At 42.1% G+C, this 14,651-nt stretch carries 12 protein-coding genes; 9 read left to right on the top strand and 3 right to left on the bottom strand.

What is annotated here, in order from left to right; genetic code table 11:
* Positions 1–6 precede the first annotated feature (6 nt).
* The 3 genes from FUT79_RS12430 to FUT79_RS12420 all read right to left on the bottom strand — a co-directional run bounded on the left by FUT79_RS12430 (position 7) and on the right by FUT79_RS12420 (position 1,743).
* Complete coding sequence (locus tag FUT79_RS12430; protein WP_002697158.1) at positions 7–231, bottom strand: YdbC family protein; 225 nt, start codon at positions 229–231, stop codon at positions 7–9.
* 111 nt (positions 232–342) lie between these two features.
* Positions 343–948, bottom strand: coding sequence for a rhomboid family intramembrane serine protease (locus FUT79_RS12425; protein ID WP_002697160.1), 606 nt, complete (start codon positions 946–948; stop codon positions 343–345).
* 18 nt (positions 949–966) lie between these two features.
* Entirely contained in the window at positions 967–1,743 is a 777-nt protein-coding gene (locus FUT79_RS12420; protein ID WP_002697161.1) for an exodeoxyribonuclease III, read from the bottom strand.
* 711 nt (positions 1,744–2,454) lie between these two features.
* Between FUT79_RS12420 and murQ the strand changes: the two genes are divergently transcribed.
* From murQ to FUT79_RS12375, 9 genes are all read left to right on the top strand, one after another.
* The gene (gene murQ / locus FUT79_RS12415) at positions 2,455–3,345 is read left to right on the top strand and encodes an N-acetylmuramic acid 6-phosphate etherase (protein ID WP_024753152.1); all 891 of its coding nucleotides are present in this window, start codon (positions 2,455–2,457) and stop codon (positions 3,343–3,345) included.
* 98 nt (positions 3,346–3,443) lie between these two features.
* A complete protein-coding gene (locus FUT79_RS12410) occupies positions 3,444–4,865 on the top strand; it encodes a PTS transporter subunit EIIC (RefSeq protein WP_024753153.1) in 1,422 nt (473 codons plus the stop codon).
* Between the two features lies 1 nt (position 4,866).
* Positions 4,867–5,904 carry a MupG family TIM beta-alpha barrel fold protein gene (locus tag FUT79_RS12405; RefSeq protein ID WP_002697168.1) on the top strand — a complete coding sequence of 346 codons (1,038 nt, stop codon included), beginning with the start codon at positions 4,867–4,869 and terminating at the stop codon, positions 5,902–5,904.
* A 903-nt stretch (positions 5,905–6,807) separates the two neighbouring features.
* Positions 6,808–8,022, top strand: a complete 1,215-nt coding sequence (locus tag FUT79_RS12400) for an acetyl-CoA C-acetyltransferase (protein ID WP_002701261.1) — start codon at positions 6,808–6,810, stop codon at positions 8,020–8,022.
* 146 nt (positions 8,023–8,168) lie between these two features.
* A complete protein-coding gene (locus tag FUT79_RS15630; protein WP_148889710.1) occupies positions 8,169–10,100 on the top strand; it encodes an acyl-CoA dehydrogenase family protein in 1,932 nt (643 codons plus the stop codon).
* 63 nt (positions 10,101–10,163) lie between these two features.
* The gene (locus FUT79_RS12390) at positions 10,164–11,387 is read left to right on the top strand and encodes an FprA family A-type flavoprotein (protein ID WP_024753156.1); all 1,224 of its coding nucleotides are present in this window, start codon (positions 10,164–10,166) and stop codon (positions 11,385–11,387) included.
* A gap of 79 nt (positions 11,388–11,466) precedes the next feature.
* A complete protein-coding gene (locus tag FUT79_RS12385) occupies positions 11,467–12,306 on the top strand; it encodes a 3-hydroxyacyl-CoA dehydrogenase NAD-binding domain-containing protein (protein WP_024753157.1) in 840 nt (279 codons plus the stop codon).
* A 38-nt stretch (positions 12,307–12,344) separates the two neighbouring features.
* Positions 12,345–13,124 carry an enoyl-CoA hydratase-related protein gene (locus FUT79_RS12380; protein WP_002701270.1) on the top strand — a complete coding sequence of 260 codons (780 nt, stop codon included), beginning with the start codon at positions 12,345–12,347 and terminating at the stop codon, positions 13,122–13,124.
* A 50-nt stretch (positions 13,125–13,174) separates the two neighbouring features.
* Positions 13,175–14,518 (top strand): butyryl-CoA:acetate CoA-transferase, encoded by a 1,344-nt coding sequence (locus FUT79_RS12375; protein WP_002701272.1) that lies wholly within the window; start codon positions 13,175–13,177, stop codon positions 14,516–14,518.
* Positions 14,519–14,651: the final 133 nt, after the last annotated feature.

The raw sequence follows: 14,651 nt of genomic DNA, 5'->3' as shown, positions 1-14,651 counted from the left end.
TTGCGCTTAAATCTGCATTGAATTGAGCAAATCTTTTAAGGCTGCCAATTCATTGCGGGTAAGCGTAATGCCTTTCCCCATTTTTTCATCATTCGGCGCCCAACTCCGTATATCATATTTTGCCGGTCGTTCATTCCACGAAATTAACCGTAACTCAACCTTCCAGCCGGCATTTGATTCTGAAAGCACCCCGAACTTACCTTCTACCGTATATTTAAACTCATCCGCCATGTATCTACCTCCAAATAAAATTGTAAAATCAACACGTCTCTTAAATTATAGACATTTAACTCTGTTTTGCCAAATATTTTATAAAAAATCCTTTGTTTTTACCGAACAACATCACTCTTCCGTTGCCGCTGCAGCTTTTTTTACACTTCGCCTGCGCACTTGCGGCGTCGGTCTGAAAAATCCGAACAAACTGCCGCAAAGCCCGCCCACCAAATGTGCAAGGTGAGAAATATTGTCATTGGTAAACGCATCCGCAATATCTCTTCCGATATATAAAATAACAATCAAAATAAAGGTTAAAGGAATACCGCTTTTCATGTTATTACTGAACGAAGCAAGCAAAATCATCATAAACACAATGCCCGAAGCGCCCATCAAACCGGTGGGGAAAAAACAGACATTGACCACGCCCGTAACAAAGGCGGTGGTTGCAACCATCAAAAGCATTACCGGCGAGCTATAAATCTCTTCCAGCATCGGACCGAGCAACAGAATAAAAGCAAGATTCCCGATAAGATGCTCCCAGTCCGTATGTCCGAACACGTGCGTGAACAATAACAAATAATGAAAAGGATTCGCGGGCTGAAAATTCTGCGAAGAAGGAAGCGCAAAATACTGAAAAACAAAATTCTTCGATAAGAAAAAACTAATGAGCAAAACTCCGATGCAAATAAAACTGAAAGTCAGGGTAACCGGTGCATTATATTTAATTTTCATACACTGTACTATCGGCTTTTAATTTGAAACGCTTAGTTTTATCGGGCAATGGTCAGAGCCGAAAACATCCTTTAAAATAATTGAACTTTTCACCTTCGGCAAAAAGTCCTCATTTACGCAATGATAGTCAATACGCCACCCGACATTTCTTTCTCGTGCCTTAAACCGATACGTCCACCACGTATAGTGCTCGGGCTCCGCACAAAAATGCCTGAAAGTGTCAACATACCCCGCACCGGTGAAAACATCCATCCACTCCCGCTCTTCGGGCAAATAGCCGGGATTTTTCTCATTTGTTTTAGGATTTGCCAAATCAATCGGTTTATGCGCAATATTATAATCTCCACAGAGGATCACATCCTGCCCCTCTTTTTGCAAATTATCACAAAACTCACGCATTGCCGCACAAAACTCAAGTTTATATGCAAGCCGCGCCCCCGCATCCTGCGAGTTCGGAAAATACGCGGAAATCACCGTCAGCTTTCCAAAATCAGCGGCAATTACCCTCCCTTCACTGTCAAATTCCTCCAAATCCATTATTCGGATGTTGTCGGGCTCTTTTTTCGTAAAAAGCGCCGTCCCCGAATAACCGGGGCGCTTCGCCGGCTGCCAAAACGTTTTATACGTTCCGCCTTCCCAAACCGGCGCCAGCAACTCCCCGCTCACCTGCTCTTTACGCGCCTTAATCTCCTGCAAACAAAGAATATCCGGCGATTCATTATACAACCAATCCGCAAAACCTTTTTTTTCAACAGCTCGAATACCGTTTACATTCCATGAAATGATGTTCAACATACAAAAGATTCTACATAATTATCGGAAGTTTTCAAGCGGGCGGGGAAAAGAAGGTATTGCATAAACAAGCACAACATTTTTTTGATAGCTTCAATTAGATTTTTAATTCTTTACTGCAAATCAAGACAATTTTATAAAAAGAGTCCGACACGACGGTTTCATTTTGACTTCCGTGTCAAAATGAAACCTATGAGTTTGAAAACTCCTGTTTATATAACTATGGTAGTTTTCAAACTCAATTCTGTTTAGAACCACGGGCGTCCATGCCCGTTCTAAAATTTACATTTCTAACGGCGGGGTGCAGGGGTTACGGGACAGGTTCGCGGCGAAGCAAAGGCGGGTCTAAGGGCTGCCCAAGCCCTTAATGCGAAGCATAAGCGAAAAAAGCCCTGCGCCAGCAGCAAGGGCGAAGTGTTGACATTCCGGTTTTCACTTCGCCTACGAGTTTGAAAACTCCTATTTTAAGTAGCGGTAGTTTTCAAACATCGTTTGGAATTTCCCAGGGTCTAAGGGGCAGCAGCCCCTTAATGCGAAGCAAGCCAGGTCTAAGGGCTGCCGAAGCCCTTAATGCAACGCATAAGCGGAGCTCAAGGGGCGGCAGTCCCTTGTCCATGCGTAAGCCCTAAGCTAGATTCGGTTTTTCTTGACAACTGCCATATCAGAGCATATAATAAAGGGGTAAGAGTTACCTAATTTGGCAAGGGCGTAAATATGATTGATCTTTCATTGTTGGCAACGGAAAAAAGGAATCCTCGTTCTATGCATTTGGATAAAATGAGTCCGCTGGAAATAGCGGCTCTTATGAATGCGGAAGATGCTCGCATTATTGAAGCGGTAAAATCGCAGTTGCCGCAGATTGCCGAAGCGATAGCGCTCGCCACCGAAGCTTTAAAAAAGAATGCACGCATTATTTATATTGGCGCAGGTACCAGCGGGCGGTTGGGGATGCTTGATGCGGCGGAGTGTCCGCCTACGTTCGGAGTGCCGGATACGGTTGTAATCGGTTTGATTGCGGGCGGCGAGCGGGCTTTCATAAAAGCGGTTGAAGGAGCCGAGGACAGTCATACGTTATGCGAACAGGATTTGCGTGCAAAAAATATTTCTCCAAACGATATTGTTATCGGTTTGGCTGCAAGCGGCAGAACTCCTTATGTGGTACATGGTCTTAGATTTGCAAAAGAATTCGGCTGCAAAACAGTTGCTGTTTCCTGTACGCAAAATGCGGAAATTTCCGCCGAAGCATTGGTTGCAATAGAGTTGCTTGTCGGCCCCGAAGTGTTAACCGGATCCACTCGGCTGAAAGCAGGTACTGCTCAAAAGATGGTATTGAATATGATTTCAACCGGCAGCATGATTGGAATCGGAAAGGTGTATCAAAATATGATGGTTGACCTTATGCAGACAAACGAAAAGCTGCATGTACGGGCGGAAAACAATGTGATGAATGTTGCGGGCTGTACAAGGGAGGCGGCGCGTAAAACCTTAGACGAAGCAGGCGGCAGCGTTAAGCTTGCCGCCACCGCTCTTTTGCTCAATGTCAGCGTAGAAGAAGCCCGCCAAAAACTTGCAGAGGCGGAAGGGCATATATACAAATTGCTTTAAGTAAGCGTGAAAACGAACAGTCAAAACGGCTGTTTGTTTATCGATTGTATCTTTCGGTTCTTGACTGTATGCAAGCGCTGAAAAATTAGGAGGACAGGATGAATAATGAAGAGTTGGCAAAACAGATTATCACCCTTTGCGGCGGAGAATCGAATTTGGTACGTGTTACAAACTGCATGACGCGATGCCGTCTTACCGTTTTTGATGCTTCATTGGTAGAAGAGTCCGCATTAAAAAGCACAGAAGGTGTTTTAGGGCTTATTTCCGATGGAGACAGTTTTCAGGTTGTGCTTGGCCCGGGGAAGGCAAAAAAAGTAACTGATGTTGTTTTGGCGCTTACGGGAAAAGACTCCGGCGGTGTTACCGAAAGCTGGCAGGAAAATAAAGAAAGAATTAAAACCGGACAAAAGCAAAATTTCTTAAAAAAAATGATACAGATTATAGCAAATATTTTTATTCCGCTCATTCCCGCAATTATTGCAGCAGGATTATTTAACGGATTTGCAAGTCTTATCGGTACATTACAAGGGCAGGGCGTTATTGCGGGTACCGGATTTTGGAAGATTGTGCAGCTGTTGTTTTCGCTTATCGGCGCTGCTTTCCTCGGATATTTTGCTATTTATACGGGAATTAATGCGGCAAAGGTTTTCGGTGCAACGGAAGCTTTAGGCGGTATGATAGGCGGACTTTCCATTGGTGCAAATATTGTTGCAATTTCAAAAATATTCGGCTTATTTAATGAAGAGATTCCGTTAAACTCTATCTTAACAACGGGAAAAGGCGGCGTTATCGGCGTCATTGCCGGAGTATGGATTTTATCAAAGATAGAAAAATCTTTACGAAAAAAAATTCCCGATGTATTAGACCTTGTGATAACCCCGTTTATAACTATGTTAATTACAAGCATTCTTTTTGTGTTTATTATTATGCCTGTTGCAGGATTTATTTCAGACGGTTTAGTTGCCGCATTAAAACTTATTATCATGTCGCCAAACCCCGTTATCAGCGTAATAAGCGGTTATGTATTATCCGCACTCTTTCTTCCGATGGTGCTTATGGGCTTGCATCACGGCTTAATTCCCATTTACGCAATACAGCTTGAAGCAATGGGCGGTGTTTCCCTTTTCCCCGTATTGGCAATGGCCGGCGCGGGACAAGTCGGCGCCGCAATTGCTATTTATGTAATGGCAAAAAAAGCCGGCAATGAAAGAATGCAAAAAGTTATCGCCGGCGCCTTACCCGCAGGATTTTTAGGCGTAGGGGAACCGCTTATTTACGGCGTTACCTTGCCGTTGTTCAAACCCTTTATTACAGCCGGCTTAGGAGCGGGGTTCGGGGGAGCATACGTTATGTTAACGCATGTAATGTCAAGCGCATGGGGCCCGTCCGGACTTGTTGCCATTGCAATCATACAGCCGCAGCACATGCTCAATTATTTTATCGGACTCGTTGTTTCATATATTGCCGGTTTTATTATCACCAAACTTGTCATGAAGCCAAAAGATTTAGAATCAAACTAATATGCTTGGTTGGTCGGTATTTATATCTCAATTTGACTTGGTAAAAAATAACTTGCCCCTTTTGTTTACAAAAGAGGCAATGATTTTTACCTCTTTGCATATTACGGAAGAGTTTGATCCCGACTACACAAAGCGTGCATTCGCCATGTGTCATGCCCTCAAAGATATGGGCTACGATATTATTGCCGATGTTTCTCCTAAAACGCTTACCGTCTTTGACGAAAAAGATGCTGCCGAGCTTGCAAAAAAACTGCGCATTTCCATGCTGCGGCTTGACTACGGTTTTTCCTTTAAAGAAACAGCGGCTCTTTCACAAAAAATCCCCCTTTGTCTGAATGCCTCAACCTTAAAAACAGGCGATATTATCGAACTGCAAAAACAAGGCGGTAAATGCCTTGCAATGCACAATTACTATCCGCGCCCTGAAACAGGGCTTGACGGAAAAACCTTTAAAAAAATTAACAGAAATTTAAGCCGGCAGCGTATAAAAGTTTTTTCATTTATTCCGGGCGATACTTTTTTACGCGGCCCTTTGCATGAAGGCTTGCCCACGCTAGAAAAGCATCGGAACATATCACCCTACGCCGCCTATGTTGAAATGGTAAAAAAATACGGCGTAACTGGAGTTTTCATCGGAGATGGCATTATCAGTTCTCAGGAATACAAGTATATACAAACATTCATCCTCGAGGATATTATCACAGTGCCGATTGTTTTGGAAAAAGACTATCGGTATTTGCATGAAAAGATTTTCACCATCCGCTCCGATTCCCCAAATCGATTATTGCGATTCCAAGAATCGCGGGACTATGCGGCGCAGGGCAATCGCATTCCTGTCGGCATTATTAAAGAGCGCATAAAAGGGGCGCTTACCATAGATAACGAAAACTATTTACGCTACAGCGGGGAAATCCAACTCATCCGTAAAACGTTGCCGCAAGACAACAGGGTAAACGTCATCGGACAAGTTCCGGCAAAATACCTGCCGTTATTAAAACAGATAAAAAACGGAAAAAAAATTAAAATACAAGCGCTTTAAAAAACTTGCACCGGCAGTAAGGGAAGAGGCATTGATACGGTTTTTTTCTTCGCTTTGCGTCAGCGAGGTGTCGGCATTCCTATGGTAAGTTTGCTCACCGTTGCTCAATTCAAAACGATGTTTTAAAGCATCAACACAAAACTGTAAAATTGAAGCTTTAAAACTCGTTGGCGAAGTTAGAGTAAATTTTCAAAACTTCGCCCTTGCGCCGTGTCGGACTCAGAACCGCCATGGACGGTGGTGGTTCCAAGCAGAAGCGATGTTTTAAAGCAAGGCCGTTTACAAAGCTTTCAAACTCGCAGGTTTCATTTTGCCATGGACGGCAAAAATCAGAACGGGCACGGACGCCCGTGGTTCCACACAGAATTGAGTTTGAAAACTACCGCATTTGTATAATAGGAGTTTTCAAACTCATAGGTTTGGTTTTGACACGGATGTCAAAAACCAAACCGTTGTGTCGGACTCTTTTTTATAAAATTTTTTACGATTTGTATAAAATGCATTAAGAAAAATAATCGAGTTATCAAAAAAACATTATACGAGTGTTTTTGGTGTCGGTACAAACATTAAGTATGAATCGCAGGCTGGAACACCAAACTGTTTGTTAAAAATACCGATATACTCTTTTAAGAAGAACTTCTAAATATCCGTGCAGGCACTCGTTTTTGCATAAATAAAGACCGGTAATCATTCCGCGTGCATCATCAATAAAAACAGGTAATGCGGATGTTTCTTTCCCGTCAAACCGAGGAAACGGAGGTCAGTATAGAAATTATCACAGATTAAAGACAATTTAAAAAAAAAGATTGACAAGGCAAAAATCCCATAGTAAGATTAGTTATTAGTTTGTTTATACATTGCAGAAATAATACAAACTAAAACAATAGGTTGAGGGGGCAATAAATGGAATTGCGTAAAGTATACCTTATCGGCGCAAAACGGACTGCCATCGGAAGTTTTCTTGGGGGACTTTCTACGGTAAAGCCTAAGGATTTAGGTTCGGAAGTGGTGAAGGTTCTTCTAAAAGAGTCTAATGTGAAGGCTGAGGATGTAAATGAGCTGATTTGCGGAAATGTGCTTGGTGCCGGGTTGGGGCAGAATATCGCTCGTACTATTGCGTTGGAGGCAGGGATCCCGCAGACAGTTTGCTCGCATGCGACTAATATGGTATGCGGTTCGGGTTTGCGATCCGTTATGGAAGCGCATATGTCTATTCAAACAGGATTTAATGATATTGTAATTGCAGGCGGAGTGGAATCAATGTCTTTGGCTCCGTATCTGGTACCGGCAAATACTCGCACCGGAAATAAGATGGGAAACTGGCAAGTCGTTGACCACATGATTTATGACGCTCTTACCGATGCAAGGGCAAATATTCATATGGGCATTACCGCTGAAAACATCGCTGAAAAGTATAATATAACCAGAGAGCAACAAGATGAGTTTGCATATGCTTCTCAGCAAAAGGCTATTAAAGCGGTTGATTCCGGGCAATTTAAAGATGAAATTGTTCCGATAACAATTCACGGCAAAAAAGGCGATACTATTTTTGATACCGATGAGCATCCGAACCGGACAAGTACGCCGGAAAAACTTGCAAAGTTGCGGCCGGCCTTTAAAGAAGGGGGCACGGTTACTGCAGGAAATGCTTCGGGGATAAACGACGGAGCTTCTTTTGTACTTCTCGCAAGCGAAGAAGCGGTTAAAAAGCATAATCTTAAGCCGCTTGCTGAAATTATCGGTATCGGGCAAGGCGGAGTTGATCCTTTAACAATGGGGCTTGGTCCTGTTCCGGCTATCCGAAACGCGTTAAAGTACGCAGGTTTAAAGCTTTCCGATATAGATCTCATTGAGTTGAATGAGGCTTTTGCCGCACAATCACTCGGTGTTATTCATGAATTGATCGAAGAGCACGGAATTAAACGAGAGGACTTGCTTGCAAAAACCAATGTTAACGGCGGTGCGATTGCATTAGGGCATCCGGTTGGCGCATCAGGAAACCGCATTTTCGTAACGCTTATCCATGAAATGATGAAATCAAAAAAGAAAATAGGACTGGCGTCGCTGTGTATCGGCGGTGGGCAAGGCGTTGCGGTTATTATCAAGACGGTTGACTAAGTTAATCGGAGGAGCAGTTTATTGTACTGCAGGGCTGTTCCTCTATTAAGTATAGATTAAATATAAAAATGTGTGATGTAAAAAAACAATATAGAGTATGCTGAATTTCTTTCAATATAAAACAAAAATATAGTAAGGAGTAAACTATGCTATTTCAGACGACAAAGCAACATGAAGAGTTGCGTCAGGCAATTAGGAACTTTGCAGAAACTGAAGTAAAACCCATTGCTTTCGAATTGGATCAGGAGAACAAATTCCCTCATGAAGTAATTAAAGAATTTGCTTCAATGGGAATGATGGGACTTCCCTATCCTAGAGAGTACGGCGGAGCCGGAAGGGATATTTTAAGCTATGCCATAGCGGTAGAAGAGCTTTCCCGAGTAGACGGAGGAACCGGCGTTATTTTATCTGCACATGTGTCTTTGGGCAGTTTTCCGATTTTTGCATTCGGAACAGAAGAACAAAAGAAAAAATATTTAACTCCTCTTGCGAAAGGCGAAAAAATCGGTGCTTTCGGTTTGACAGAAGAAAATGCGGGAAGTGATGCGGGCGGAACGGAAACTACAGCCGTTTTGCAAGGCGATCACTATATCTTAAACGGCGGAAAAATTTTTATCACCAACGCCCCTGTTGCTGATATTTATGTTGTGTTTGCGGTAACTACTCCTGATATCGGTACACGCGGTATTTCCGCTTTTATTGTTGAAAAAGGCTGGCAGGGATTTGAGTTCGGCGATCACTATGATAAACTCGGTATCCGTTCATCCTCTACTGCGGAACTTATTTTTAATAACGTAAAAGTTCCGAAAGAAAACTTGCTTGGAAAAGAAGGACAGGGCTTTAAGATTGCCATGGCAACTCTTGACGGCGGTCGTATCGGTATTGCAGCGCAAGCACTCGGTATTGCACAAGGTGCTTACGAAGAAGCTCTTGAGCAGGCAAAAGAGCGTGAGCAGTTCGGAAATCCTATCGGAGTACACCAGGGCATCTCTTTCAAACTTGCCGATATGGCTACAAAATTGAGAGCAGCTCGGTTCCTTATTTATTCTGCTGCTGAATTAAAAGAGAATCATGAAAGCTACAGTATGGAATCTGCAATGGCAAAAATGTATGCTTCGGACATCTGTCTTGAAGTGGTAAATGATGCGCTTCAGATTTTCGGAGGAAGCGGATTCCTCAAAGGTATGCAGGTTGAAAGAGCTTATCGCGACGCAAAAATCACCACTATTTATGAAGGAACAAACGAAATCCAACGTGTTGTTATTGCTTCTCACTTGCTTGGAAAAATCGGAAAAGCTACCGGTGGTGGTGCAAGCCGCAGCGCTATGAAAAAGCCTTCTCTGGTAACCGGCATTCGCAAGAATCATATATTCAGAGACGGAGATGCAAAAGAAAAGGTCAAGGCTCTGGTTGATACACTAAAGGCTGACGGATATGACTTTACTGTCGGTATTCCGATTGATACACCTATCAAATTGGCTGAAAGAGTTGTCTCCGCGGGTAAGGGTGTTGGAGATAAGAAAAATATGCAGCTTATTGAAGCCCTTGCACAGGCTGCAGGTGCGGCAATCGGAGCTTCACGCCCTGTTGCGGAAACATTAAAATATTTACCGCTTAACCGATATGTCGGTATGTCCGGACAGAAATTTACCGGTAACCTCTATATTGCCTGTGGTATTTCCGGTGCAAAACAGCACTTAAAGGGAATTAAAGAGGCATCTACCATCGTTGCAATCAACAAGAACGGAAATGCTCCGATCTTCAAGAACTGCGATTACGGCATTATCGGTGATATAAATGAGATATTACCGCTGTTGATACAGGAACTGGGAACAGAAAAGAAGAAGCCGGCTCCGCCGATGGTTAAAATAAAGAGACCGCGCGCTCCAAAACCGGAGCCAATCGGACCGATTTATGTTTGCAATGGTTGTGCGTATGAATATGTGCCCGAGCTTGGGGATGAGGAAGCCGATATCGCTCCCGGAACCTTGTTCAAGGATTTACCGGAAGATTGGGTATGTCCGGAATGTGCCGAACCAAAGCAAAACTTTATTGATTCGGCAATTAGAGGACTTTAAGAATGTGCACATGCACAATTTTTAAAAGTATAGAATTCAGATCATAGAATTAAGGAGATTTTTATGCACTGTGTACGAAAAGTTACAGATAATTTATATTGGATAGGCGGTAATGATCACCGAACGCACTTGTTTGAAAACATTCACCCAATTCCTTATGGAGTTTCTTATAACTCATACGTGCTCATGGACGAAAAAACGGTAGTTTTTGACTCTGTTGACTGGTCTGTTGCACGACAGATGCTGGAGAATTTGGAACACGTTTTAAACGGGCGGGAGCTTGACTATATTGTAGTAAACCACCTTGAGCCGGATCACTGCTCCAGCATGATTGAAGTCTTACGCATCTATCCTAAGTGCAAGATTATCGCAACCGAAAAAGCCTTTATGTTAATGCATCAGTTTGGATATAAGATTGATACCCATGCTCAAATTAAGGTTAAAGAGGGCGATACATACAGCTTTGGAAAACATACGGTTACCTTTGTTGAAGCACCGATGGTTCACTGGCCGGAAGTTATGATCACTCTTGACCTGACAAACGGTGTTTTATTCTCAGCGGATGCTTTCGGTTCCTTTATTGCGCTTGACGGAAAACTCTGGAATGACGATGTTAATTACGATCGGGATTGGATTGATGAAACTAGGCGATATTTCTGTAATATCGTTGGTAAGTATGGCCCTCACGTTCAATTGCTTTTGGGAAAGGCGGCAACAGTACTCGATAAAATAAAAATCGTCTGCCCCTTGCACGGACTTATCTGGCGAAATAACATTATGTACCATATTGATAAATACAATCACTGGTCAACATATACTCCGGAAGAAAAGGGCGTGCTTATTGTGTATGCTTCAATGTATGGCAGCACAGAGAATGCGGCTCAATGTCTTGCAAGCAAAATATGTGAAAAAGGCATGACAAACGTAAAGGTATGCGATGTATCAAGCACACATGTATCGTATCTTATTGCCGATGTGTTTAAGTATTCGCACTTGGTTCTTGCATCGGTTACCTATAACTTAGGTATTTATCCCGTTATGGAAAACTTCCTTAATGAGATGAAAATGCTGAATATGCAAAACAGAACAATCGGTATAATCGAAAACGGCTCATGGGCATGTAGATCCGGAGACCTGATGCAAAAGTTCATTGAAGAGAACATGAAGAACATGACAATCTTAAATGAGCGATTGACTTTGGCTTCCGCGTTGGGTAGAGACAAAGAAAAAGAAATTGATGATTTGGCTCAAGCCATCATTGATTCAATGAATGAAGAAGAAAAATAAGGCTTAAGTTAAAAATCAAAAGGTTGTGAATGGTTTCAGAACCTTTTGATTTATATGTTTATTTATTTGGGAGTATAAAATGAAAAAAATCGGTGTTGTAGGTGCCGGTACGATGGGACAGGGAATAATAACTGCCTTTGCCTCACACGGATATCAGGTTACTGTTTGTGATATAAAAATAGAATTCGCACAAGGCGGAGTTGATAAAATTATTGCGAATCTTGATAAACTCGTAAGTCGTGAAAAAATAACGGCTGATGAAGCGAATTCCACAAAAGGAAACTTAAAAGTCGGCGAACTTAAAGATCTAAAAGATGCGGACATAATTGTTGAAGCAATTCTGGAAACAATGGATGCAAAGAAAAATCTTTTTACCGAGCTTGATTCAATTTGCAAGGAAGAGACAATTTTTGCAACAAATACATCTTCTCTATCGGTTACCGAAATCGGTAGAGGCTTAAAGCACAGTGTAATTGGAATGCACTTTTTTAATCCGGCAGATCGAATGAAACTGGTTGAAGTAATTTCAGGAATGAATACTCCGGATACCGTTAAAGATGCAATTATTGAAGTGTCTAAAAAACTTGATAAAACTCCGGTAGAAGTTGCAGAAGCGCCGGGCTTTGTCGTAAACAGAATTCTCATCCCGATGATAAATGAAGCAGCCTTTATTCTGCAGGAAGGCATTGCCTCAAAAGAAGATATCGATACTGCAATGATGTTGGGGGCAAACCATCCGATGGGACCATTAGCGCTTTGCGATTTAATCGGACTTGATGTGGTACAGGCAATTATGGATGTCCTCTATCATGAAACAGGAGATAGCAAATATCGTTGTTGTCCGCTTATTAAAAAAATGGTGCGGGCAGGATTATTAGGCAGAAAAACTAAAAAAGGCTTTTTTGATTACTCAAAATAACCGTATTTAGTTAATTGATAATAGTTTAAGGAGTATAAATGAGCTCAGTATTATTAGAAATAAAGAATCATATCGGGATAGTTACGATCAATAAACCGAACGTGCTCAATGCGCTAAGTACCGAAGTGTTAACCGACCTTGACAAAGTTGTTACCGAACTTGAAAAAAACAACGATCTATACGCAGTGATCATAACCGGTGCCGGAGAAAAAAGTTTTGTTGCCGGAGCAGATATCGCTGAAATGAAGGATAAAAACCCTAAAGAATCGGCAGAGTACGCTAAGTTTGCACACGGTATATTTACACGCATTGAAAACTTACATTGTCCGGTTATTGCGGCGGTAAACGGTTTTGCTTTAGGTGGAGGTTGTGAGCTTGCCTTGGCATGCGATATTCGCATTGCTTCAAATAAAGCACGTTTTGCTCAACCGGAGGTCGGGCTCGGTATTACACCGGGGTTTGGCGGTACACAACGATTACCGAGGATTATCGGCACGGCAAGAGCGAAAGAACTTATTTATACGTGTCGCCATGTAAAAGCCGATGAAGCGTTATCGATTGGTCTTGTAACGGCAATTACGGAGCCTGAAAAACTTATGGAAGAAGCAATGAAACTTGCCGAGCTTATTTGTGCACAGGCACCGATTGCAGTTAAAAATGCGAAAACGGCAATAAATAAGGGAATACAGGTTCCTATTGAAGAAAGCCTGGGGATCGAAACCGAGTATTTTTCAGCTTGCTTTGCCACGGAAGATCAAAAGATGGCCATGACGGCTTTTGTGAATAAAGAAAAGAATGAAGGTTTTAAAAATAAATAATTATTTTTGTTTAAAACCGTTGTTTAAAACTAATAATTTTAGGGAAAAATATGGACTACTCTACGCTTTATAAGCAAAAACTTACATCTGCGGAGAAAGCCGCACAGACAATAAAATCAGGTGACTGGGTTGACTACGGCTGGTGTGTTAATACGAGCGTTGCCGTTGACAAAGCGCTTGCCGCAAGAATGCATGAACTTGAAGATGTGAAAATTCGCGGCGGCGTTTTGGTATGGATGCCCGAGATTTTTAAAATTGAAAATCCGGGAAATCACTTTATTTGGAATTCCTGGCATATGTCCGGGATTGAGCGAAAAGCGGCTGCCGCGGGCTTTGGCTTTTATAGTCCACTGCGATATTCGGAGTTACCGCGTTGGTATACCGAAAATATAAAACATGTGGATGTTGCTGTTTTTCAAGTCGCTCCGATGGACAGTGAAGGATACTTTAATTTTGGGTTAAGTGCTTCACATTTAAAAGCCCTTATCGACTGTTCGGCCGTTGTAATTGTAGAAGTAAATAAAAACATGCCGAACTGTCTTAATGGGATTGATGATAAGGTGCATATATCCGATGTAGATATGATCGTTGAGGGGGACAACCCGCCTCTTGCGGAGATTCCGAACAAAGCGGAGCCTACAGAAGTTGATGTAGCAATTTCAAACCTTATTATTGAAGAAATCCCAAACGGCGCGTGTTTACAGCTCGGTATTGGAGGAATGCCCAATACGCTTGGTTCAATGATTGCAAAATCGGATCTTAAAGATCTCAGCGTGCACACTGAAATGTATGTTGATGCTTTTGTGGATATTGCATTGGCGGGAAAAATAAGCGGCGCAAAAAAAGCGATTGATACCGGCAAACAGGTATACGCCTTTGCTGCGGGCACAAAAAAACTATATGATTATGTGCATAATAATCCCGAATGTATGGCAGCCCCCGTATCATATACAAACGATGTACGAGTTATTTCTCAAATCGATAACTTTGTGTCTGTGAATAACGCGGTTGACATAGATTTATTCGGGCAGGTTAATGCTGAAACATCGGGAGTAAAACAAATATCCGGTGCTGGAGGCCAACTTGACTTTGTGCTTGGAGCGTACCTTTCAAAAGGCGGAAAAAGTTTTATTTGTTGTTCATCAACGTTTACGCAAAAAGACGGAACCGTTTCTTCGCGTATTCGACCAACCCTTGAAACAGGATCTGTTGTAACCGACACAAGGGCAAACGTGCACTGGTTTGTTACTGAATACGGAAAAGTGAATTTAAAAGGTCTTTCTACTTGGCAAAAGGCTGAAGCTTTAATTTCGGTAGCACATCCGGATTTTCGTGATCAACTTATAAAAGAAGCTGAAAAAATGCAAATTTGGAAGCGATCAAACAAGAGATAAGGGTAAATTACCACCTTATATGCTTTCTTGCTATAAAATACCACCGTATAAAATTTTTGTTTCAATAAAAGGCAAAATTTTGCGGTGGTATTTTATCTTAAAAGACTGTTTTAATAACTATTTTAAATTTTAA

It is taken from the genome of Treponema phagedenis (assembly GCF_008153345.1).
GTDB classification, from domain to species: domain Bacteria; phylum Spirochaetota; class Spirochaetia; order Treponematales; family Treponemataceae; genus Treponema; species Treponema phagedenis.
This window is presented reverse-complemented; position numbering and strand designations above follow the sequence as displayed.

Bases quoted from the DNA above. Each gene is read 5' to 3' on its own strand.
- FUT79_RS12375 (WP_002701272.1), top strand. From the start codon at position 13,175: ATGGACTACTCTACGCTTTATAAGCAAAAACTTACATCTGCGGAGAAA.
- murQ (WP_024753152.1), top strand. From the start codon at position 2,455: ATGATTGATCTTTCATTGTTGGCAACGGAAAAAAGGAATCCTCGTTCT.
- FUT79_RS12390 (WP_024753156.1), top strand. From the start codon at position 10,164: ATGCACTGTGTACGAAAAGTTACAGATAATTTATATTGGATAGGCGGT.
- FUT79_RS12425 (WP_002697160.1), bottom strand. From the start codon at position 948: ATGAAAATTAAATATAATGCACCGGTTACCCTGACTTTCAGTTTTATT.
- FUT79_RS12420 (WP_002697161.1), bottom strand. From the start codon at position 1,743: ATGTTGAACATCATTTCATGGAATGTAAACGGTATTCGAGCTGTTGAA.
- FUT79_RS15630 (WP_148889710.1), top strand. From the start codon at position 8,169: ATGCTATTTCAGACGACAAAGCAACATGAAGAGTTGCGTCAGGCAATT.
- FUT79_RS12385 (WP_024753157.1), top strand. From the start codon at position 11,467: ATGAAAAAAATCGGTGTTGTAGGTGCCGGTACGATGGGACAGGGAATA.
- FUT79_RS12405 (WP_002697168.1), top strand. From the start codon at position 4,867: ATGCTTGGTTGGTCGGTATTTATATCTCAATTTGACTTGGTAAAAAAT.
- FUT79_RS12430 (WP_002697158.1), bottom strand. From the start codon at position 231: ATGGCGGATGAGTTTAAATATACGGTAGAAGGTAAGTTCGGGGTGCTT.
- FUT79_RS12400 (WP_002701261.1), top strand. From the start codon at position 6,808: ATGGAATTGCGTAAAGTATACCTTATCGGCGCAAAACGGACTGCCATC.
- FUT79_RS12410 (WP_024753153.1), top strand. From the start codon at position 3,444: ATGAATAATGAAGAGTTGGCAAAACAGATTATCACCCTTTGCGGCGGA.
- FUT79_RS12380 (WP_002701270.1), top strand. From the start codon at position 12,345: ATGAGCTCAGTATTATTAGAAATAAAGAATCATATCGGGATAGTTACG.